At 60.2% G+C, this 21,199-nt stretch carries 24 protein-coding genes and 1 pseudogene; 2 read left to right on the top strand and 23 right to left on the bottom strand.

Going from position 1 to position 21,199, the window contains the following annotated elements; genetic code table 11:
- Positions 1–15: 15 nt before the first annotated feature.
- The 6 genes and pseudogenes from nhaD to M1D78_RS07065 form a co-directional block, all read right to left on the bottom strand.
- On the bottom strand, positions 16–1,272 hold the full coding sequence (nhaD, locus tag M1D78_RS07090; RefSeq protein ID WP_437419911.1) for a sodium:proton antiporter NhaD: 1,257 nt from the start codon (positions 1,270–1,272) through the stop codon (positions 16–18).
- A gap of 154 nt (positions 1,273–1,426) precedes the next feature.
- Positions 1,427–1,746 (bottom strand): annotated as a pseudogene (locus M1D78_RS07085) (hypothetical protein).
- Between the two features lie 92 nt (positions 1,747–1,838).
- Positions 1,839–2,366 carry a C40 family peptidase gene (locus tag M1D78_RS07080; RefSeq protein ID WP_437419912.1) on the bottom strand — a complete coding sequence of 176 codons (528 nt, stop codon included), beginning with the start codon at positions 2,364–2,366 and terminating at the stop codon, positions 1,839–1,841.
- A gap of 79 nt (positions 2,367–2,445) precedes the next feature.
- Positions 2,446–3,081: a C40 family peptidase gene (locus tag M1D78_RS07075; RefSeq protein WP_437419913.1), complete on the bottom strand. Its 636-nt coding sequence runs from the start codon at positions 3,079–3,081 to the stop codon at positions 2,446–2,448.
- Positions 3,082–3,145: 64 nt separating this feature from the next.
- The gene (locus M1D78_RS07070) at positions 3,146–3,916 is read right to left on the bottom strand and encodes an NAD-dependent protein deacylase (RefSeq protein ID WP_437419914.1); all 771 of its coding nucleotides are present in this window, start codon (positions 3,914–3,916) and stop codon (positions 3,146–3,148) included.
- 21 nt (positions 3,917–3,937) lie between these two features.
- A complete protein-coding gene (locus tag M1D78_RS07065) occupies positions 3,938–4,558 on the bottom strand; it encodes a TetR/AcrR family transcriptional regulator (RefSeq protein WP_243606434.1) in 621 nt (206 codons plus the stop codon).
- Positions 4,559–4,630: 72 nt separating this feature from the next.
- On the opposite strand from M1D78_RS07065, the gene M1D78_RS07060 reads away from it, so the two are divergent.
- Positions 4,631–5,764, top strand: coding sequence for an aminotransferase class V-fold PLP-dependent enzyme (locus M1D78_RS07060; protein WP_437419915.1), 1,134 nt, complete (start codon positions 4,631–4,633; stop codon positions 5,762–5,764).
- Between the two features lie 219 nt (positions 5,765–5,983).
- On the opposite strand, the gene M1D78_RS07055 is transcribed toward M1D78_RS07060, so the two are convergent.
- The 14 genes from M1D78_RS07055 to M1D78_RS06990 all read right to left on the bottom strand — a co-directional run bounded on the left by M1D78_RS07055 (position 5,984) and on the right by M1D78_RS06990 (position 17,727).
- Positions 5,984–7,372 carry an amino acid permease gene (locus M1D78_RS07055; protein ID WP_437419916.1) on the bottom strand — a complete coding sequence of 463 codons (1,389 nt, stop codon included), beginning with the start codon at positions 7,370–7,372 and terminating at the stop codon, positions 5,984–5,986.
- A 171-nt stretch (positions 7,373–7,543) separates the two neighbouring features.
- Positions 7,544–8,329, bottom strand: a complete 786-nt coding sequence (locus M1D78_RS07050) for a TatD family hydrolase (protein WP_437419917.1) — start codon at positions 8,327–8,329, stop codon at positions 7,544–7,546.
- Positions 8,330–8,436: 107 nt separating this feature from the next.
- The gene (locus tag M1D78_RS07045) at positions 8,437–8,793 is read right to left on the bottom strand and encodes a PilZ domain-containing protein (protein WP_019342489.1); all 357 of its coding nucleotides are present in this window, start codon (positions 8,791–8,793) and stop codon (positions 8,437–8,439) included.
- 31 nt (positions 8,794–8,824) lie between these two features.
- Positions 8,825–9,814 carry a DNA polymerase III subunit delta' gene (locus tag M1D78_RS07040; RefSeq protein WP_437419918.1) on the bottom strand — a complete coding sequence of 330 codons (990 nt, stop codon included), beginning with the start codon at positions 9,812–9,814 and terminating at the stop codon, positions 8,825–8,827.
- Positions 9,807–10,439: a dTMP kinase gene (gene tmk / locus M1D78_RS07035; RefSeq protein WP_437419919.1), complete on the bottom strand. Its 633-nt coding sequence runs from the start codon at positions 10,437–10,439 to the stop codon at positions 9,807–9,809. The genes M1D78_RS07040 and tmk overlap by 8 nt, the downstream gene beginning before the upstream one ends.
- A complete protein-coding gene (mltG, locus tag M1D78_RS07030) occupies positions 10,436–11,506 on the bottom strand; it encodes an endolytic transglycosylase MltG (protein WP_437419920.1) in 1,071 nt (356 codons plus the stop codon). Before mltG ends, tmk begins: the two co-directional genes overlap by 4 nt.
- The gene (gene pabC / locus M1D78_RS07025; protein ID WP_437420376.1) at positions 11,503–12,324 is read right to left on the bottom strand and encodes an aminodeoxychorismate lyase; all 822 of its coding nucleotides are present in this window, start codon (positions 12,322–12,324) and stop codon (positions 11,503–11,505) included. Before pabC ends, mltG begins: the two co-directional genes overlap by 4 nt.
- A complete protein-coding gene (fabF, locus tag M1D78_RS07020; protein WP_437419921.1) occupies positions 12,324–13,568 on the bottom strand; it encodes a beta-ketoacyl-ACP synthase II in 1,245 nt (414 codons plus the stop codon). The genes pabC and fabF overlap by 1 nt, the downstream gene beginning before the upstream one ends.
- Positions 13,569–13,750: 182 nt before the next feature.
- On the bottom strand, positions 13,751–13,987 hold the full coding sequence (gene acpP, locus M1D78_RS07015) for an acyl carrier protein (protein WP_003283670.1): 237 nt from the start codon (positions 13,985–13,987) through the stop codon (positions 13,751–13,753).
- Positions 13,988–14,178: 191 nt separating this feature from the next.
- Positions 14,179–14,922, bottom strand: coding sequence for a 3-oxoacyl-ACP reductase FabG (fabG, locus tag M1D78_RS07010; protein WP_437419922.1), 744 nt, complete (start codon positions 14,920–14,922; stop codon positions 14,179–14,181).
- Positions 14,923–14,938: 16 nt separating this feature from the next.
- Complete coding sequence (gene fabD, locus M1D78_RS07005; protein WP_437419923.1) at positions 14,939–15,877, bottom strand: ACP S-malonyltransferase; 939 nt, start codon at positions 15,875–15,877, stop codon at positions 14,939–14,941.
- Between the two features lie 54 nt (positions 15,878–15,931).
- Complete coding sequence (plsX, locus tag M1D78_RS07000) at positions 15,932–17,002, bottom strand: phosphate acyltransferase PlsX (protein ID WP_437419924.1); 1,071 nt, start codon at positions 17,000–17,002, stop codon at positions 15,932–15,934.
- 3 nt (positions 17,003–17,005) lie between these two features.
- Positions 17,006–17,188: a 50S ribosomal protein L32 gene (gene rpmF / locus M1D78_RS06995; RefSeq protein ID WP_019342480.1), complete on the bottom strand. Its 183-nt coding sequence runs from the start codon at positions 17,186–17,188 to the stop codon at positions 17,006–17,008.
- Between the two features lie 11 nt (positions 17,189–17,199).
- Complete coding sequence (locus tag M1D78_RS06990) at positions 17,200–17,727, bottom strand: YceD family protein (RefSeq protein WP_437419925.1); 528 nt, start codon at positions 17,725–17,727, stop codon at positions 17,200–17,202.
- Positions 17,728–17,831: 104 nt separating this feature from the next.
- Between M1D78_RS06990 and M1D78_RS06985 the strand changes: the two genes are divergently transcribed.
- Positions 17,832–18,410 carry a Maf family protein gene (locus tag M1D78_RS06985; RefSeq protein WP_437419926.1) on the top strand — a complete coding sequence of 193 codons (579 nt, stop codon included), beginning with the start codon at positions 17,832–17,834 and terminating at the stop codon, positions 18,408–18,410.
- 5 nt (positions 18,411–18,415) lie between these two features.
- Here M1D78_RS06985 and M1D78_RS06980 read toward each other — a convergent pair whose 3' ends face one another.
- From M1D78_RS06980 to rluC, 3 genes are read right to left on the bottom strand one after another with little or no spacing between them, the layout of a single operon-like run.
- Entirely contained in the window at positions 18,416–19,402 is a 987-nt protein-coding gene (locus M1D78_RS06980) for a S49 family peptidase (RefSeq protein ID WP_437420377.1), read from the bottom strand.
- Positions 19,395–20,078, bottom strand: a complete 684-nt coding sequence (locus M1D78_RS06975) for an HAD-IA family hydrolase (protein WP_437419927.1) — start codon at positions 20,076–20,078, stop codon at positions 19,395–19,397. The genes M1D78_RS06980 and M1D78_RS06975 overlap by 8 nt, the downstream gene beginning before the upstream one ends.
- A complete protein-coding gene (gene rluC, locus M1D78_RS06970; RefSeq protein ID WP_437419928.1) occupies positions 20,071–21,024 on the bottom strand; it encodes a 23S rRNA pseudouridine(955/2504/2580) synthase RluC in 954 nt (317 codons plus the stop codon). Before rluC ends, M1D78_RS06975 begins: the two co-directional genes overlap by 8 nt.
- Positions 21,025–21,199: the final 175 nt, after the last annotated feature.

Raw genomic sequence — 21,199 nt, 5'->3', positions numbered from 1 at the left:
CGGGCCATTGCGCGCTCAGCCGGCAATCGTGCGCCCCATGAGGTACACCCCTGCGAAACCGGCGTTGAATGCGATGAACAGGAAGACGAAGTACTTCAAATAGCTGCCGAAGGTAAGCCCACGCACCTTGCTCATCGCCACGATGCCGGCTGCAGAGCCAATCACCAGCAGCGAGCCGCCGACGCCGACGGCATAGGTCAGCACCATCCACTCGGCCACGCCCATTTGCAAACCCGATTTAAGCAGCGCGGCCGTCAGAGGGACGTTATCGATTGCCGCGGAAAGCACGCCCATCGAGTAGTTGGCCATGACAGCCGGAACCTGATCATAGATACGCACCAGACCGTCGAGCACCGCGATCTCCTTGAGCATACCGACGAGCAGAAGGATGCCTAGGAAGAACAGCAAGGTCTCGAATTCAACCTGGCGGACGTATTCGAGGATGGGATCCGTCTCGATGTCATCACTGAAAAAGCGTGCCACCAGGAACATGATCGACAGGCCAGTCAGGAAGGTCAGCACCGGCGGAATCTGGAACAGGAAATTCCCAGCAATGGTGCACAGAATGGTCGCCAGGAAAATCATCGCGATGGCAATGTCCACACGCCGCACCTCGGTGCGCTTGCGCTCGACGACTACCTGCCCGCCCATGCCGACCGAGAGCATCGCCGCCAACAGCATGACGGCAAGGAATGCCGGAATTGCCAGCAATAGCAGCTGCAGAATCTTCACCTTGCCAGCCAGGAAGATCATCAACGTCGTGACATCACCGGTGATCAGCGCAACACCACCAGAGTTGACCGCGAACACCACCAATGCGGCGTATTTGATGGTTTTCTCAGCACTGAGCTTGAGCGACATGATCAAGGTGATGGAGACCAGCGTCGCGGTGATGTTGTCTGCCAGGGAGGAGAACACGAAGCAGAAGGTCGCTGTGAGAAACAACAAGGCGCGTTCACTAATCCGCTGCGGCAGCACGAGGTAGATCAGGTTTTCGATCAGGCCCTTCTTGTTCAGGTAAGCGACGAACGTCATCGCAGCGACCAGGAAGATCCAGAGCCCGGCGATCTCGGCGATGTTTTCGTTAAGGCTTTCGAGCACCCGCTCACGCTCGGCGCCTTCTGGAGAAAATACGAACAGCAGCATCCAGGCCAGGGTGCCGAAGAATAGCGTGACTTTGGCTTTGTTGACGTGAGTGATCTCTTCAAGAACGACACCGAGCAGAGCGGCCACGGCGAGGCCGATCAGCACGTACTGAAGTACTTCAGGCATAAGGCACCTAACGCAAAAGGGGAAACGGTTCGTGCGCAGGACGCGCACCCGAGAAGTTTGGGGTGCCGATCATAGCCGAGGTGCGACATTTCGACACCTGTCCAAAGTCAACCCGCGGAATATTTCCAAATATTCCGACGAGCACCCAGATCGCTCAATGTCGCGGTACGAAGCCCGCCGGTTTGGCCGCCAACCAGTCCACGAAAGCGCGAAGACGTGAATCGGTTAGCAAGGCCTCACGGGAGTTGTAGTTAAGCGCCAGCTCCTTTTCGCTGAATAGCCGGTGAATCTCGTCGTGACAAGGCCGGCAGACCCAGAGTGCTGCTGTGATCCGTTCCTCGCGCGAATAACGCTTGCGGACTAATTCTTGCTGTGAACCGCCCGGGGGATCAGGTGATGGCGGGTAAGCCGTGCAGCCCGCTGACAGAGTTCGCACGCAGCGGGCGGTTCAGGCAGGCGCAGCAGAGGCTTCACAGCTTGATCCCGGTGACCATGGCAGTAGCTCAACCATACAGGCCGCGCCCGCGTGGCTGAACAGCCTGTCGATAGACGCGTTAACTCATCTGTCAGCGCGTGCTCGCCCACTGCTCGGTATCGAGGATGCGCTTGGCGCTGAGGTATGCACGCTGCCAGTATCGATCTGACAAATGATCGAGCCGAACCGTGCCGCCAGACGAGGGGGCGTGGACGAAACGTCCTTCGCCGACGTAGATCGCTGCGTGGCTGACCTTCCGGCCGCCTGCCGTGGCGAAGAATAGGAGGTCGCCGGCTTGCAGAGCGTCGCGCCGCACCCCGACACCGCGCATCCCGCTCATTTCGCGGGTGGTACGCGGCAGTTCCAGGCCGGCTGCACCCCGGTAGACATAGCCGATCAGGCCGCTGCAGTCGAAGCCGCTGGACGGCGTGTTGCCACCGTAGCGATACGGGGTACCGACGAGCCCCAGCGCAGTGAAAAGCACGTCCTCAGCTGTTCCGGAGGGTTGCGGTATCGCTATGGGCTCGTGGACGAGAGGCGCGTGCCGGGGCGGGTCGCCTGCACAGGCGGCCAGCAGGCCAATGAAGGAAATCAGGATCGAGCGGGCCAGAACGGGCATCGCAGAGCAGTCCGGGGAAACGAGCCATCACTCTGCCGGTACGCTGCCATGGATGCAACCCCGCTCGGCGCGGAGCCGCTCAGTGGTGGTTGGCAGCTACCTTCGTCTCGCCGGCCAACACGAGTACACGCTTGGCCTGCATGAAGCTGGACCGCCAGTAGGCATCATCGAGGCTATCGACCCGCACGCCCCCACTGCGCGAGCTGGACGAGTGTATGAAGCGATGCTCGCCGATGTAGATACCGGCGTGGCTGACCCGCCCACGACCGCGATTATTGAAAAAGACTACGTCGCCCGGCTGCAGGTCGCTGCGTTTGATCTTGGGCACGTCGAGATTGATCATCTCACGGGTGGAGCGCGGCAGTTCGATGCCGGCCTCCTTACGGAACACGAAGCCTACGAAGCCGCTGCAGTCGAAGCCGGTACGGGTCGAACGACCACCATAACGATATGGCGTACCCACCAGCTTGAAACCGCGTTCGAGCACGCTGTCCGCCAAGGCGGGCAAGGCATAGCGGGTGTCATCGGTGAGGGCCCCGAGCGAGGCCTCCGCCTCGGCATCGTAGGCACCCTGTTCGCTCACGTTGAGCGGAGGCAGCTCGAAACCAAACCCTTCGAGGGCCACGACCGGCTCGGCAGGTTGCGGCTGGCTGGCGCAGGCGCTCAGCAGCGTAACGAGGAAAATCGGCAGCAGGGGTGCGAGGCGTTGGCGCATGGCACGGATAGGTTCGAAGCGAGAAGTGGCCGAACTATGCCTGCCGTTGCGCCGATGAGCAAATTCAATCGGAAAAAATGTGACGGATTAGCTGTGGCAAAACGTCTGATGCGCCCGCTTGAAGATGCACATCCACCAGACGGGACAGTTCGCTTTCTACCGGATCGATCTGGCAAGCAAAGCCACCAGCGGCGCGCGTTTGCAGCACGGGCTCGATGATGTAGGCGAAACTTGCCGAGGTGCCCACGGTGATCACCGCATCGAAGCCCCTCGCGAGTTGCGCCCGCCACACTCCAAGCGCCGCCTCTGGCAGCCGTTCTTCGAACAACACCACGGGCGGCCTTAGCACGCCACCACAGCTGTCGCACCGAGGCGGCAGCGGTCGGGTCAAGACCGCTGCCAGCGCCTCGCCATGGGCATGACAGTCGACGCAATACAGCGGCGCCAGGGTGCCGTGGAGTTCGATCACACGCGCTCGAGGACTACCAGCGGCGAGGTGGTAGCCGTCCACGTTCTGCGTCAGCACCCAGCACTCAGGCTTTTGCTGCTGCAAGCTAGCAATCGCCATGTGCCCGTCATTGGGTCGACCGGCAAGGCATGCTCGACCGATCTCGGCGAGATACTTCCAGCACAGCGCCGGGTCACGCTGCAGCACCGGGCCGGATAATGCAGTCTCGATCGGCAGACCTTCCTCTGTGCTCCCGTTATAGAGGCCCCCGACGCCCCGGTAGGTTGGCAGCCCGGAGTCGACCGAGAGGCCCGCACCGGTAATCACCAGGATGCGATCTGCCTCCTGCAGTGCGCCCGCAACCCGCAGAAGCGCTTGCTGCATCATCTACCCCGCTACCGTCGCCACCTAGTCACGCTTGCGCTTGTTGCCCATGCGCACGCCGATGTCCATGAGGAATTGGAAGAACCCCTCCTGATCTTCCAGCACGTTGCTCCAGAACGGCGAGTGATAGAGCGCCACGGCGCCGTGTACCAGCGCCCAGGCTGCACAGTAGTGAAAGTATGGCGGTACGTCCTCCAGCTTGCCTTCGGCGATCCGGCCCTTGATCAGCTGCGTCAGGTGCTCGAAGTTGGATGCGCGAATCCGATGCAGCTCTTCGACCATCTCGGGCACCTGATTACCCTTGACCACCTTTTCCTCCAGTCGGTCGAACAGCCGGTAACGCTGCGGGTCACGCATGCGGAATTCAAAATAGGCGCGCGACAGGGCTTCCTTGTCGCGGTCGACGCTGGGTGAATGAAGCAACTCGTTGAGGTCGCGCTCGTAGTCCAACATCAGGCGCAGGTAGATCTCCGCCTTGGATTTGAAGTGCTTATAGATGGTGCCTTTGCCGATGCCAACCATGTCGGCGATCATCTCGACAGTTACGCTGTCTTCCCCTTGTTCGAGGAACAGCTGGAGCGCGGTGTCGAGGATTTCCTGTTCGCGACGGCGAAACTCGCGAACCTTGCGGGGTTCATTTTGCATAAGGGGCTGCGGCCGAGGTTTCGAAGCGGACCATTATGCCTATCCGGTCAGAAAAAGCACGAGGCGACACGCATGAGTTCAGTGAATGACGAATTTCCCCAGGCCGATGGGTTGTGCTACCTCAATCACGCCGCCGTTGCACCCTGGCCGCGCCGCGCGTCAGAAGCCGTAGCGGCCTTCGCCCGGGAGAATGTGACGATTGGCGCTCGCGACTACCCACGGTGGCTCAAGATAGAAAGCAGCCTGCGAGCAAGGCTTGCGCGTCTGCTCAATACACCAGCGATCGCCGACATCGCTCTCGTCAAAAACACCTCCGAAGCGCTCTCATTCGTTGCCTTCGGCCTCGACTGGAAGGCTGGCGATCGAATCGTCATCAGCGACGAAGAATTCCCATCCAATCGCGTGGTGTGGGAGGCGTTGCGCCCGCGCGGCGTCGAGGTAGTACAGGTGAGCCTGGCTGGCGACGACCCCGAAGCGGCACTGATCGCCGCCTGCGGGCCAAAAACACGCCTTATGGCAATTAGCGCGGTGCAATACGCCAGCGGACTGCGCCTGGACTTGCCGCGACTAGGCGAAGCCTGCGAAAGGCGCGACGTATTGCTCTGCATCGACGCCATACAACAGCTGGGCGCATTGCCGTTCGATGTACAGGAGAGCCGCTGTGCCTTCGCCATGGCCGATGGACACAAGTGGATGCTGGGTCCAGAAGGGCTCGGCGCCTTTTATTGTCGCAGCGACCTTCGCGAACGCCTGACGCTGCACGAATACGGCTGGCACATGCTTGAGCACGCGGGCGACTACGAACGAACGGACTGGCAGCCGGCACGCAGCGCACGGCGATTCGAATGCGGCAGCCCCAACATGATCGGGGGGGTCGCATTGGAGGCCAGCCTTTCGCTTCTCGAGGAGGTAGGCCTTGAACAGGTCGGGAAAGGGCTCGCCGAGCGCGTCGACTATCTTCAGCGAGAACTGGCGCGCATGCCTGGCGTTCGCCTGCTAAGCCCCACGGCCCCGGCACGCCGAGCAGGCATCGTCACATTCAGCGCTGATGGCAAAGACCATTCCGAGGTGTTCGAGCAGCTGAAAGCACAACAGGTCGTCTGCGCGCTACGCGGAGGGGGGATTCGCTTCTCGCCGCATTTCTATACGCCGGCCCGCGTGCTGGATGATGCGTTGGCGGCCGTTCGGCAAGTACTCGAAGCCTGAGCGATCAAGGTACGGATGCCTATTCCAAATCCGTTTTAAAAAGCCACGGATTCGCTCTGCAAAGTCGTCGATCCAGACCAATACTTCAAAGCACTGGCCAGGCAATCCCCCCAATGCCTGGCCAGCTGAGGCAGCGAGGAACGCGACCTCATTTTTACTCCTAATGGTCTTGGCCCGGCTCTTGGCAGTCGGGTTTTTTTTGCCCGGCCGACCGGTCGATCAACGGCCGCGCAGCGCCAGACGAACGCGGAAGCACACCCAGATGAACGCGATCCAGAACGGCATTGCGATGATCGAAACCCGCAGCCCGGGCATCGAGAGCATGATCGCCCCGATCAAGGCGACGAACGCCAAACACAGATAGTTGCTCAGCGGATACCAAAACGCTTTGAAATTGGGCTCGACCCTGCGAGCCACTAGAGCGCGGCGAAACTTGAGATGCGCCAGGCTGATCATCGCCCAGTTGATCAATAGCGCCGCGACGACAAGTGACATGAGCAATTCGAGCGCGCTCTGTGGCAGCAGGTAATTGACCAGAACACAGAGCATCGTCATCAGTGCTGAGACAAGAATCGCCAACACAGGTACGCCCCGGCGAGTCACGGTCATCAGCACCTTCGGTGCATCACCCTGCTCTGCCAGCCCGTAGAGCATTCGACTGTTGCAGTAAACGCCACTGTTGTACACGGACAGCGCCGCAGTGAGCACCACGAAGTTGAGCACGTGTGCTGCGGTATCGCTGCCGATCAAGGAAAAGATCTGCACGAACGGGCTGCCGCTGTAGGGATCGCCTGCTGAGCCGAGCGTTTCGAGCAGGCTGTCCCAAGGATAAAGCGCGAGCAACACCGACAGCGCGCCAATGTAGAAGATCAGGATGCGATAGACGACCTGGTTGATCGCCTTTGGTATGACTGTTCGCGGATCCGACGCCTCAGCCGCGGTGATCCCGACGAGCTCTAGTCCGCCGAAGGAAAACATAATGATGGCAAGCGCCATGACCATGCCGCTTATACCGTTGGGAAAGAACCCCCCGTGAGCCCAGAGGTTGCTGATCGAGGCCTGCTCGCCCCCGGCTCCGCTCACCAGCAGGTACAGCCCCAGGGCGATCATCCCGGCGATGGCGGCGACCTTAATGATGGCGAACCAGAACTCGGTTTCGCCAAACGCTTTGACGTTGACGAGGTTGATCGCATTGATCAGCACGAAGAAGACCGCGGCTGTCGCCCAGGTCGGCACCTCGGGCCACCAGAACTGCACATACTTGCCGACAGCGGTCAATTCCGCCATGCCCACCAGCACATAAAGCACCCAGTAGTTCCAACCCGACAGGAAGCCTGCATAGGGCGCCCAGTAGGTGTGGGCGAAATGGCTGAATGAACCGGCGACCGGCTCTTCGACGACCATCTCACCGAGCTGCCGCATGATCAGAAACGCGATCAGCCCGCCGATCGCATAGCCTAGGATCATTGAGGGTCCCGCGCTGCGTAGCACACCTGCTGAGCCGAGAAACAAGCCGGTACCAATGGCACCGCCCAGAGCAATGAGCTGGATATGCCGATTCTTCAAGCCGCGCTGAAGCGGGCCGGTGTGCAACCTGTCTTGGGACATCACGTCGCCTCGGTACTGTCTGTGACGGTGAAAATCGCAGCGCGCTAACGGGTGGAAAGAAAACAGGCGCTAATCATGAGCGAATGGCACTGGGCCGGCACCATGGCGCTAAGCGGCGCGAATTGTACACGCCCAGTCACGGGCCCGCCTGTGGCATCGCGCAGCAGCGTTTCAGAACCTGACCCGCGCGAGGGGAAACAGGCGTGTGAAGTTTTCGGTCGTCTGCTCGGCGAGCCGTTCGAACGAGACGCCACGCAATTCGGCCAGGTACTGCGCCACCTCCCGAACATATTGCGGCAGGTTAGGCTTGCCCCGGTGCGGCACAGGGGCCAGGTAGGGTGAGTCGGTTTCAACCAACAGGCGATCGGCAGGTACCCGGCGCGCTACGTCACGCAAGGCCTCGGCATTGCGGAAGGTAACGATCCCCGAAAGTGAAATATAAAAACCTAGGTCGAGCGCGGCCGCGGCCATGTCCCAGTCTTCGGTGAAACAATGCAGTACGCCCGCCTGAGGCAACGCGGCTTCGCGCAGCAATGCCAGCGTATCGGCACGCGCCGCGCGGGTATGCACGATCACAGGCTTTCCACACACAGCCGCCGCCTGCAGATGCAGCCGGAAGGAGTCTTGCTGGAGCGTGGCGGCTTCAGGCTCGTAGTGGTAGTCCAGCCCGGTCTCGCCGATTGCGACCACTTTTGGATCGTCCAGCTCTGCCAGCAACCAATCGAGCGCTGGCTCGGTACCAGGCTGGAGATCGAGCGGGTGCACACCAACAGAACAGTCGACATCGTCATAGCGCCGCGCCAGGGCCTTCACGGCCGCTGCGTTGTCAGCGCTGACGCCAATACATAGAAAATGCCCGACGCCCCTCGCTCGCGCAGCCGCCAGCGCTGCATCGAGCGAACCGCCGTGCGCGGCCAGATCGAGACGATCAAGGTGGCAGTGAGAGTCGACCAGCATGAAATCGTGTCCAGATGCGAAACCGGCGATTGTAGACCAATCATGACCGGGCTCGCAGTGTCGCGGAAAATCAGAACAGGTAACGGTTTGGGGCGAAGAGAAAGCTGTTACATCGTGTGGGTCGGGCGGTCCGACTTCATGGCACCGGCCAGATAGGTCTCGATCTTGTTGCGTGCTGTGGAGTCGCCCTCGTTGAACTGCACGCCTACACCGGCTGCACGGTTGCCCTGGGCGCCTTTCGGTGTGATCCAAACCACTTTTCCAGCAACCGGAATCTTTTCAGGCTCATCCATCAGGCTGAGCAGCATGAACACTTCGTCACCGAGCTTGTAGCTCTTGTTCGTCGGGATGAACAAGCCGCCATGCTTGATGAACGGCATGAAAGCCGCGTAGAGCACCGACTTGTCCTTGATCGTCAGCGACAGAATGCCATTACGCGGACCGAGATTTGCAGGCAGGCTCATGCGGTATTCCTAACATCGTTTCCGGTGGATTCTAGCTGGGCCCAGGCAGATTTGCCCACTGCACCAACAACGCTTCGAGAAGCAAGACACGGTTGAGGTTGGCCTTGCCGAGGATTTTCTGCCGATGCGCCAACAACCAGTCTTGCAGGGAGAGCACGCGCGCTGATGGGCTCTTCTGAGCCAGGTATTGCACGACCTTCTGCATATCGGCCAAACCGAGCCCAGCTTCATCACCGGCCATCTGATACCGCAGCACAAGATGAGCCCATTCGCAGAACCAGTCGAACAGCAGGATCAGGGGCACCGGGTTCCACGACTCGGCCAGCTGGCTGGGGGATTGTTGCTGCTTGAGCAGCCTCTTTACCCCGTCTACGACCTGAGCGCGCATATCAAGCACACCTTGGCTATGCAAGTTGACGGCAGCCAAAGGTGAATTCGCCGCAAGCGCAAGCAACTCCTCGCGCTGCTCGGAAGTTAACGTCGGGAGATGCTCGCCCAGCCAGGCAATGCTCGCTTCACGCCCTGGAAGCGGGCAAGCCTGCTGGACGCAGCGACTCTTGACAGTCGGCAACAGGCGACTGGGCTGATGGCTGATCAGCAGCAGGACAGTGTCGCCGGCAGGCTCCTCCAAGCTCTTGAGGAGGGCATTGGACGCGTTCAGGTTCATCGATTCGGTGGGCTCGAGCAAAACCACCTTGCGTCCGCCGAGTTGGGCAGTCTGGGTTACGAAACCCACCAACTGCCGCACCTGGTCGACCCGTATCGCCTTGTCCGCCTCTTCAGGCTCTATGACGCAGTGATCCGGATGGGTGCCCGCCGCAAGAAGCAGGCAAGCCTTGCAGCGACCGCATGCGCCTACTGGGGACGGCTGCTGACACAGCAGGAATCGCATGAAATGTTCAGCCAATGCACGCTTGCCGATCCCGGCCGGCCCGTGCAACAGGTAAGCGTGAGCATGCTGGGCGCGCCCGGCCAAGCGTTGCCAGAGCGCTTTTTGCCACGGAAGAATGCCGTCAGCCAAGGGCGCGCTCCACGAGCTCGGGTAGCAAGGCTTGGAGATCAGCCTGAACGGTGCCCAGCGGTTGCGCCGCATCGATGATCCTGTATCGCTGCGGGCAGCCCTCGGCGCGAGCGAGGTAGGCCTGACGGACCGCATCGAAGAAGGTCGTTGCCTCCTGTTCGAACCTGTCCAGCCGCCCACGCGCTGCCGCGCGACTGAGACCGACTTCCACAGGCAAGTCGAATATCAGGGTCAGGTCCGGGCGCAGCTCGCCCTGAACGAAAGTCTCGAGCAGGGCAATCCGCTCGACAGACAGGCCGCGCCCGCCGCCCTGGTACGCATAGGTGGCATCGGTAAAGCGATCGCAGATCACCACGGCGCCTCGAGCCAGTGCCGGTTGGATGACTTCGGCAAGATGCTGTGCGCGTGCCGCGAAAACCAGCAGCAATTCGGTATCGCTGTTCATGACTTCGCGCGTAGGCGTCAACAGCAGTTCACGAATACGCTCGGCCAACGGTGTTCCCCCTGGCTCGCGGGTCAGCACGACGTCGATCCCACGCGCGCGCAGTTGCTCGGCAAGGAAGTCCCGATTGGTGCTCTTGCCTGCCCCCTCGGGGCCTTCCAGGGTGATGAAAAGTCCTGTCACTGTTGAGTCTCGGCGGGTGCCGGCGCGTTTTGCCGGGGCGGTGGACTGGAGCGATAGTCCGCACGCCGCTTGAGCTGGTACTCGCGAACGGCGCGGTTATGGGCCTCCAGCGAATCGCTGAAGACATGGCTACCATCTCCGCGTGCGACGAAATACAGGCTAGTGCCATCCGCCGGATGAAGCGCGGCATGGATCGCCTCGCGCCCGACCATGGCAATCGGCGTCGGCGGCAGTCCGGCGTTGGTATAGGTGTTATAGGGTGTCGGCCTGCGCAAGTCGTTGCGAGTGATACGTCCGCGGTACTGCTCGCCCATGCCATAGATCACAGTGGGATCAGTCTGCAGCAACATGCCTTGCGCCAGGCGGCGGACGAAGACGCCCGCGATCTCGCCACGCTCGGCCGGCACGCCGGTTTCCTTCTCGATGATCGAGGCCATGATCAGTGCCTCGTAGGGGGCGGTGTAGGGCAAGCCTTCACTGCGCTGCTGCCACTCCTCGGCCAGCACCGACTCAAGCCGCGCATGGGCGCGCTGCAATAGCTCGAGGTCAGTGACGCCGCGCGTGAAGCTGTAGGTGTCGGGGAAGAATCGACCCTCTGGATGCTGGTCCGCATGCCCAAGCTTTTCCATTACCTGCTGGTCCGACAAGCTGGCAATGGTCTGTTTGACCGTGTCCAAACTGCCAAGAGCCGTGCGCAACTGGCGGAAGTTCCAGCCTTCAACGATGGTCAGGCTGTGCTGGACCACCTCCCCTCGCTGCCACAAGCCAATCATATCCGCGACAGGCATGCCCGGTTGCAGGCGGTACTCGCCGCTGTGCAACGTCTGCCCGGACAGTTTCAAGCGCCAATAAAGACGCAACCAGAATGCGCCATCCAAGGCATCTTCTCGCTCGAGGCGCTGTAGCAGGCCACTGGGCGTATCACCCGGACGTACATCGAGCAGTCTTTCCTGTTCGATCCGCAGCGGCTGCTCAAGAGATGCGTGTAGCTTCCACGCGACTAGGCCTGCGCTCAGAGCGCATAACAGGAGGACCGCCAGAAGCGCTAAATTCAATTTGCGGATCACGCATCACTCGACAGGTCGGAAATCAGGGCCTGAAGTTTACGTGTGAGCGGCCCTAGGGGCCAGCGATGCCCTTCCAGTGCGACCACGGGCCATATCCCATACAGGCTGTTGCAGAAGAACACTTCCTCTGCAGCCAGTAACCGGCTGAACGTGACGTCTTCGATTCGTACAGCGATACCGTCCCGCCGCGCGCGCTCGATCAACTCGGCGCGCATCACACCCTCTACGCCGCAGCGATGTAACGCCGGCGTGATCAAGCCGCTCGGCTCGACTAAAAAGAGGTTGCTGAATACACCTTCGATCACTCGCCCGCTTGTGTCCCGCATCAAGCCCTCGGCGAACGAGGCGTCAGACCACTCAGCACGCGCCATCACCTGCTCAAGCCGATTGAGGTGTTTCAGTCCTGCAAGCGCTGGCTGCTCTGCAAGCCGAACTGCGCACGCATGAAGCCGAATTCCCGAGCAGGCATGCTCAGCCGGGTAGGCCGGCGCTGGCGCCCCTAGCAGGATGCGCCTGGCGCTCGCATCGAGACTGGGCGGCGCATAGCCTCGCTGCCCGTCACCTCGAGTCACTATCACTTTAACGACGCCGCTTTCCAGTTGAGAGGAAAACGCTAACACCTCTCGGGCCAGAACCGACCTATCGATTGTGATACCAAGGCGCTCGCATCCAGCCGCAAGCCGAGCCAGATGCCGCTCGAACAGACGCGGCTGCTTGCCCAGGACCCGTATGGTTTCGAATAAGCCATCGCCGTAGGCAAGACCGCGGTCCTGGACGGGCACTCCAGCACTGGGCTGCCCGTTTACCCAGCTCAGAATCACTCGGTGAACCGGCGGAACACCAGAGAGCCGTTAGTGCCGCCAAAGCCGAACGAGTTCGACACCGCCACGTCAATCTTGCGAGGCTTGGCCTCGTGTGGGACGAAATCGAGATCACAACCCTCGTCAGGCTCGTCGAGGTTGATCGTCGGCGGCGCAACCTGGTCGCGAATGGCGAGCACGGTGAAAATCGCTTCAACGGCCCCGGCAGCACCCAACAGGTGGCCCACCATCGACTTGGTCGAACTGACCGAAAGCTCGTATGCATGCTCGCCGAACACGCTCTTGATTGCCGCTGCCTCGGCCTTGTCACCCGCCGGCGTCGAGGTGCCGTGGGCATTGATATAATCGATGCGCTGCGGATCGATCCGGGCGTCCTGCAGCGCATTGCGGATACAACGTGCGGCGCCTGCACCGTCATCCGGTGGTGACGTCATATGGAACGCATCGGCACTCATACCGAAACCAATCAGCTCGGCATAGATATGCGCACCTCGAGCCTTGGCATGCTCGAGCTCTTCCAGAACGATTGCCCCAGCGCCGTCAGAGAGCACGAAGCCGTCACGCCCCTTGTCCCATGGACGACTCGCCGCGGCCGGATCGTCATTACGGGTAGACAGCGCACGGGCAGCTGCGAAGCCGCCGATGCCAAGTCCACAAGCGGCCATTTCCGAACCGCCCGCAACCATGACGTCGGCCTCGCCATAGGCGATATTGCGCGCAGCCATGCCAATGCAGTGAGAACCCGTGGTGCATGCCGTTGCGATGGCGTAGTTGGGGCCTTGCAATCCGAGATGGATCGACAGGAAACCCGACACCATATTGATGATGGAGCCTGGCACGAAAAACGGCGAAATGCGCCGCGGACCCTGTTCGATAAGCGCCTTGCAGCTATTTTCGATATTGGTCAGGCCGCCAATCCCCGAGCCCATGGCGACACCGATCCGCTCGCGATTGGCGTCGGTGATCTGCAGGCCGGAATCGCGGACGGCCTGAAAGCTAGCTGCAAGCCCGTACTGAATGAACAGATCGAGCTTGCGGGCTTCTTTTGCCGGCAAGTATTGCTCGACATCGAAGTGTTTGACCGCCCCGCCAAAGCGCGTTGAATAGGCGGAAAGATCCATGTGCTCGATCAGGCCGATGCCGCTGCGGCCGGCGAGAATTCCCTGCCAGCTGCTTGGCACATCGTTACCCAGCGGCGAGACCATCCCCATCCCGGTAATTACGACGCGTCTACGCGACACAGAAATTCTCCTTACCCTTAGGTTGGACCCACACCGAAGCTGACGACGCAAAGCGCCAAAAGTGAGTCATCGCAGACATCAGCCGGAGCAACCGGCCCGCCGCATTGTGTTCATTCTCAAACAAAAGCCGCACTACCTGTCAAAGGCAGTGCGGCTTTACTGTTTCGAAGCGGGATTACAACTTACTGCGCGTGCGCGTTGATGTAATCGATAGCTTCCTGAACAGTGGTGATCTTCTCGGCTTGCTCGTCCGGAATCTCGGTCTCGAATTCCTCTTCCAGAGCCATCACCAGCTCAACGGTGTCAAGGGAATCGGCACCCAGGTCTTCGACAAAGGAAGCGCTGTTGGTAACTTCCTCTTCTTTAACGCCAAGTTGCTCGGCAACGATTTTCTTGACGCGTTCTTCGATGGTGCTCATACCTTGTTTTCACTCCTATGGAAAAATCCAGGCAGCTGGTCTGCGCGGTAGTGTATAGAAAGCGTTTTCCGCATTTCAAGCTGAAAGCAGGCAAGCATGATGCCGCTTTCAACCTTCTGTCTATAAACCAGCCGCCGTTTTATAACTGAACAAAACTGCCGTTTGACTACTTCGATGCGCCAGGCGTCACATCAGCTCATGTACATCCCGCCATTGACCGGAACCGTAGCCCCGGTGACATAGGCAGCACCGTCAGACGCCAGGAAAGCGACGACCTTGGCAATTTCCTCGGCCTGCCCCAGACGCCCCAGGGGTATCTGGCCAAGCAACGCGTCACGCTGCGCCTCGGGCAGCTCGCGCGTCATGTCGGTATCGATGAACCCGGGCGCCACGGCGTTGACCGTGATGCCACGCGACCCGACCTCACGCGCCAATGCGCGACTGAAACCTTCGAGACCGGCTTTGGCCGCGGCGTAGTTTACCTGCCCCGCATTGCCCATGGCACCCACTACCGACCCGATATTGATGATCCGCCCCCAGCGCGCTTTCGTCATGCCGCGCAGGACGCCTTTGGTCAGCCGATACAGGCTGCTCAGATTGGTATCGATGACGTCGTACCACTCGTCATCCTTCATACGCAACATCAGGTTGTCGCGTGTGATCCCAGCGTTATTCACCAGAATCGCTGGCTGCCCGAGATGTTGCTGAATGTGTTCCAGCGTGCTTGCGACTGATTCGTCGTTGCTCACATCAAGCACCAGGCCGGCACCCTCGACACCATTTTCCTTAAGGGTCTCGGCAATCCGCTCCGCCCCAGCCGATGATGTAGCCGTTCCGATGACGATGGCACCCTGGCGCCCGAGCTCGAGCGCGATTGCCTGCCCGATGCCACGGCTTGCGCCCGTTACCAGCGCAACCTTGCCTTGAAGATTCATATTAGTTCTCCTTGATTCAGACCAGAGCGTCACGAGCCGCCGCAAAGGCCTCGGGGGTATCGAGATTGTAGGTATTGATGCCTTTGACACAACGCTTGTTCAGGCCGGAGAGCACTTTGCCCGGGCCGCACTCGACCAATTCGGTCACGCCGTGGTTGTTGAGCACCACGACCGTTTCCACCCAGCGCACCGGGCTATACAACTGCGCCAGCAGATCCGCCTGCAGCGTATCGAGCTCAGTGACGATCGCAGCACTGACGTTCTGCACCAACGGAATCACCGGCGCTTGCCAGGCAATCGATTTAACAGCGTCAGCGAAGCGTTCCGCGGCAGGGCGCATCAAATCACAATGAGACGGCACGCTGACCGGCAGCGGCATGGCGCGCTTGGCGCCCTTGGCCTTGCACACCTCGACGGCTCGTGCCACCGCACCCGCAGTGCCGGCGATAACGACTTGCCCAGGCGCATTGAAATTAACCGCACTGATGACCTCGCCCTGCGCTGCTTCGCTGCAGGCTGCAATAACCTCAGCATCGTCCAGCCCCAGAATCGCAGCCATCGCGCCACTACCGGCGGGAACCGCCTGCTGCATGAGCTGACCACGCAACTCGACCAGCTTCACCGCATCGGCGAACGACAAGCAACCAGACGCGACCAGCGCCGAATACTCACCCAGGCTATGGCCCGCGACAAACGCCGGCTTCGCTCCCTGCGCTGCGAGCCAGAGCCGCCACAGGGCTACCGAAGCAGCAAGAATCGCCGGCTGCGTCTTGTCAGTCTGGTTCAGGCTTTCTTCCGGGCCTTGCTGGCACAGCGCCCAAAGATCGTAGCCCAGCGCCGAAGATGCTTCGGCGAAGGTGTCGAGCACAACCGACTGCTGTGCACCCTGCTCGGCTAGCATACCCAGGGACTGGGAGCCCTGCCCCGGGAAGACGAATGCAAGTGATGCGGACATGAACTGCTCTCTTTTGATTGTGATCAGAAGAACACGCCTGAACGGCGCGGCGAATCAGTTGGATGGCGATCCCCGGGATGCAGTCACATCGTCCTGTACGGCGCCAGCCCGCTGCACCCTCAACAACGCCTCGAGACGATCGTGCAGGCGTGCCGGCAGGTTCTGACGGACGTCGTCGGTCGCTCGCCGCACGGCAGCACGAAAGCCCTCACGCCCAGCGCTACCGTGGCTCTTAACCACGATGCCCTGCAACCCTAAAAAAGACGCACCATTGTATTGTGCTGGCTGCAGGTCCGCCCGCAATTGCCGCAGCAGTGGCAGCGCCAGCGCACCGATGACGCGGGAACTCAACGATCGGCGAAACAACGTTTCGGCGCGCATCGCGACCATCTGCGCCAGCCCCTCACTGGATTTAAGCAAGACATTGCCAACGAAACCATCGCAAACCGCGACGTCAGCATCACCACGAAAAAGGCCATCGCCCTCGATGAACCCTTGATAGTTTAGGTCACGAACGCCCTGCAGCAAGAGCGACGCGCCTTTAACCTGCTGATTACCCTTGATGTTTTCGATCCCGACATTGAGCAAGGCGACGCGAGGCGAGGCAATACCCAGACTCTGCGCCGCCACTGAACCCATTACGCCAAACTGATAAAGCTGTTCGGCCGAGCAATCGACATTCGCACCGAGATCCAACAGCAGGCACGGACCTTTGCTTGTAGGGAGGGCCGTCATCATTGCAGGTCGATCAATGCCGGGTAACGTCTTGAGCACGAGTCGCGCCAACGCCATAAGCGCACCAGTGTTACCTGCACTGACACATGCCTGCGCTTGGCCGTCGCGGACTAATTCAAGCGCCAAACGCATCGATGAGCATGGCTTGCCGCGAAGCGCCTGAGCAGGCTTTTCGTCCATACCGACCACTTCCTCTGCATGCACAATCTGCAGACGTGAGCGATCAACGCCTCGCTGATGAGACACAAGTTCTTCGAGTATGGAGGAATGACCGACAAGGGCCAGGTGAAGCGAGGGAGACTCAGCCAGGCAGTCGAGGCTGGCCGGAACAATGCAGTGGGGACCGAAGTCCCCACCCATTGCATCGATCGCAATGATCGGAGCGGACAAGAGTTACTCGTCAGCGCCCTTGTCGATCACTTTGCGGCCGCGGTAGAAGCCTTCCGGAGACACATGGTGACGCAGGTGGACTTCACCGGTGCTCTTTTCCACGGACAGCGCGTTCGGCTCGAGCGCATCGTGCGAGCGACGCATATCGCGGGCGGAACGGGATTTTTTGTTCTGCTGAACAGCCATTGAAACAACTCCTAAACGTTTGGGTCACGCTTTAACTGCGCCAGGACGCTGAACGGGTTGGACCGCGATACCTCGTTCTCACGCGACTCGGACACTTCCGGCCCGGTCGGCGGCTGGCAAATTTCTGGGTCATGGAGTGGAACAATCGGAAGAGCGAGCAACAACTCCTCTTCAACCAGCGCCAGCAGATCCAAAGGATCTTCCCCCACTTCCAGCACGTCATAGCCCTTGGGCAAATGCTCGGTATTCGCCCCCTCGTTCACCACGGCGTAATCACACTCGCTGTGAATGGGAAGAACAACGGGCTCCAGACAGCGCTGGCAAATCATTGTGACCGCAACATCCAGCTGACTATGGATCACCACGGTCCGCTGCTCGTCACGCCCGAACTCGAAACTGGCGAGCACCGCACCTTGATCATCCTCGAGAGGATCGACTAGCCGCTTTAGCTCCGACAGCTGCAACTCACCCTCAAGGCGAGCTGCACGGTCTGCAAGCTTGCGCGGATCAACGTGCGGAGGTATTGGTCCTTTCAACATAAGCGCGGCATTCTAGGGATGCACCTCTCGACTGTCAAAGGAATTCCATCCCACACCAAGGCGCCACCCGACAGGTAGCGGCAACCTTATAAAGGAAGAACAAAATGCGTCAATTGCTACTTGCATCCAGCTCGACCTATCGACGCGAACTGCTGTCACGGCTGCGCCTCCCCTTCGAGTGTGTCGCACCCGATATTGATGAGCGCGCGCTGCCAGATGAACAACCGACGGACCTGGTGACCCGCCTCGCCAGACTGAAGGCCGGCGCGCTCGCCGGCCGCTATACGGATCACCTGATCATCGGCTCTGATCAGGTAGCAGTACTCGGCACCCACATACTTGGCAAGCCACACACGCTTGACCGAGCTGCCGAACAATTAAAGGCGAGCAGTGGCAAAACCGTAGAATTTTTGACCGGCCTTGCTCTGCTGGACAGCCGCGACGGCAGTGAGCAGTTCGACTGCGTAAGTTTCAAGGTGCATTTTCGCAACCTGGGCGATAAGCAGATAGAGCGCTACCTGCAAGCCGAGCAACCGCTCGATTGCGCCGGCAGCTTCAAGGCTGAGGGGCTCGGCATCAGCCTTTTCCAATCGACCGACGGTCCTGACGCGACCAGCCTGGTCGGCCTACCCCTGATAAGCCTCGTCAGCATGCTTCACAAGGCAGGCCTCGATATCCCCTGACCAGGTCAGCGCAGCGATGGCCCTTGCTGCAGCCCCATCCACATCGCCAGTTGAGCCCCTACGCTTGCGCCGAGCTTCTTGGTAAAACGATCCAGGGGAGAATCCTTTACAGTGAAGTCCACCAGCTCCGGCTCGCCTATCACCTCGCGCGCAACGAAGCTGGTGCTACCCAAACCGTCGACCAGACCGAGCTCAAGCGCCTGTTCGCCCGACCAGATCAGGCCTGAAAAAAGCTCGGGATGCCCATCGACCTGCAACCGGTCGCCACGCCCGAGCTTGACGCTTTCAATGAATTGACGGTGAGTGGTGCCGAGCACCCCCTTCCAGAACGCCGTTTCTTCTGGCTTTTCCGGCTGGAACGGGTCTAGAAAAGCCTTGTGCTCGCCTGAGGTATAGACCCGCCGCTCGACGCCGAGCTTATCCATCGTCCCGACAAACCCGAACGTGGCTGCCGTGACACCTATCGACCCAACGAGACTGGATTTGTCCGCATAGATCTCATCCGCAGCGCTGGCTATGTAATAGGCGCCTGACGCACCTAGATCAGTGATAACGGCATAAACCTTGATATCCGGATGCTCACTGCGCAGTCGGCGAATCTCGTCGAAGATATAACCGGACTGCACCGGACTTCCGCCGGGGCTGTTGATTCGAAGCACAATGCCTTTCGTACTCTCGTCTTCGAAAGCCTCGCGCAACGCGCCGACGATATTGTCTGCACTGGCCGGTTCCTCATCAGCAATCATGCCGCGGACGTTGATCACAGCGGTATGCGAGCCATCTGCCTGCTTCTCACCCCCCAAGGGAAGCAAGGGAGAAAACAAGGCCAACGCAACGAACAAGTAGGTAAACGTCAGCAACTTGAAGAAAATCCCCCAGCGCCTGGCTCGCCGCTGCTCCTGCACACTGGCGAGCAACGTTTTTTCGAGCAGCCGCCAGCTGTTGCGCTCTTCGCTTTCATCCCGCACGGACTCTTTCCATTGATCAGACATGCGCACCTGCTTTGACCATGCGAGGAGCCAATAGCCACTCCCCAAGTTCCGAGAAACACTCGATGGCTACGTTCGGCTTGCAGGCACCAAGCACCGCCGCCGACTGAGCACCATACGAGACCGCAACACTGTCGACACCGGCACGCCGCGCCATTTCTATATCAAAGACCGAATCACCCACCATCAAGGCTTGATCCGACCTCACGCCGCAATGTGTGAGAACTTCTCGCAGCATCAGCGGATCCGGCTTACTGGCCGTCTCATCCGCACAACGGGTGACATCGAAATAGTCACCCCACCCATGCGCACTCAAAATTCGATCGAGGCCCCGGCGTCCTTTTCCGGTGGCGACCGCCAGCAGGTAGCCCTTTTCGCGAAACTGGTCGAGCCCCTCCCGCACACCTGGAAACAACGCAGACGGTTCGGTTTCAAGGGCCAGGTAATGATCCGCGTAAGCACGACGAAACGCCTCAACCATCGCGACATCCGTTACGTCCGGATACAGCATGGCAATAGCTTCGGGCAGACCAAGCCCAATGATGCCCTTGATCGAGTCGTCATCCAGCGGATGCAGCCCGCAAGTTGCGGCTGCCAGGGAAATGGACTGGACGATACGCGCGATCGAATCGGCAAGCGTTCCGTCCCAGTCGAAGATCAGTACCTTGTACTTACTCACCCAGTTTCTCCAGGGTTTTAGCCCAGAGCTCATCGACAGGCGCTTCGAGACACAGTTCCGCCCCATCTGGCAGCGGCACTTTCAAGGCATAAGCGTGAAGGAAGAGCCGCTTACCACCGAGCTCTCGAATCAGACGAGAAAACTCCTCGTCGCCATACTTGTTATCCCCGGCGATCCCATGCCCGGCGTGACGGGCGTGCACGCGGATCTGGTGCGTGCGCCCGGTGACCGGCTTGGCCTCTACAAGCGTCGCGAAATCACCGAATCGGCGCAGCACCCTGAACAACGTCAAAGCTTCTTTGCCTTCTTCGGTGACTTCCACCATTCGCTCGCCCGAGCGCAACGTGTTCTTCAGCAGAGGCGCGTTGACCTGTTTCTTGCCCGACTCCCAGCGGCCCCGCACCAGCGCCATATAGCGCTTGTCGACGCCGTCACCACGAAGTTGCTCGTGCAGGTGGCGTAGCATGCTGCGCTTCTTCGCCACCATCAGCAGACCGGACGTATCGCGATCCAAGCGATGAACAAGCTCGAGCTCCTTGCAGTCCGGCCGTAACTGCCGTAACGCCTCGATCACCCCGAAGCTCAAACCGCTCCCACCGTGCACGGCGATGCCTGCGGGCTTATTGATCACGATGAGCGCCCTGTCTTCGTAGACGATCACCGCCTCAAGCCGCTCGAGCAGGCCCTGCGCCAGCGGCACGACCTCGTCGCGCTCGGCCAGCCGCAATGGCGGCACCCGCACCACATCGCCTGCCTGTAGTTTGTATTCGGGCTTGATGCGCCCTTTGTTCACACGCACCTCTCCTTTACGAAGGATGCGGTAGATCAAGGTCTTCGGCACGCCCTTCAGCTGAGTACGAAGGAAGTTGTCGATGCGCTGGCCGGCAAGCTCCGGCGAGACCTCGAGCATCTGTACGCCGGAGGTCTGGGAAGGGATATTGGTCATCGCCGGATCATATCAATTTTCATGGATTTGAAGCACTTAAACATTGCTGTTATAGTCCCGAGCGCCGCCAAAAGTGGCCTGGTTGCGGAATGCAAGCGAAACCGCCATTCCCGCCCCAGCAATGTTCGAGGACGTGAGGCCGTCCGACGGCGCTTCCCTTCAGTAGCGGTGAAGC

It is taken from the genome of Pseudomonas sp. SA195 (assembly GCF_054131565.1).
This window is presented reverse-complemented; position numbering and strand designations above follow the sequence as displayed.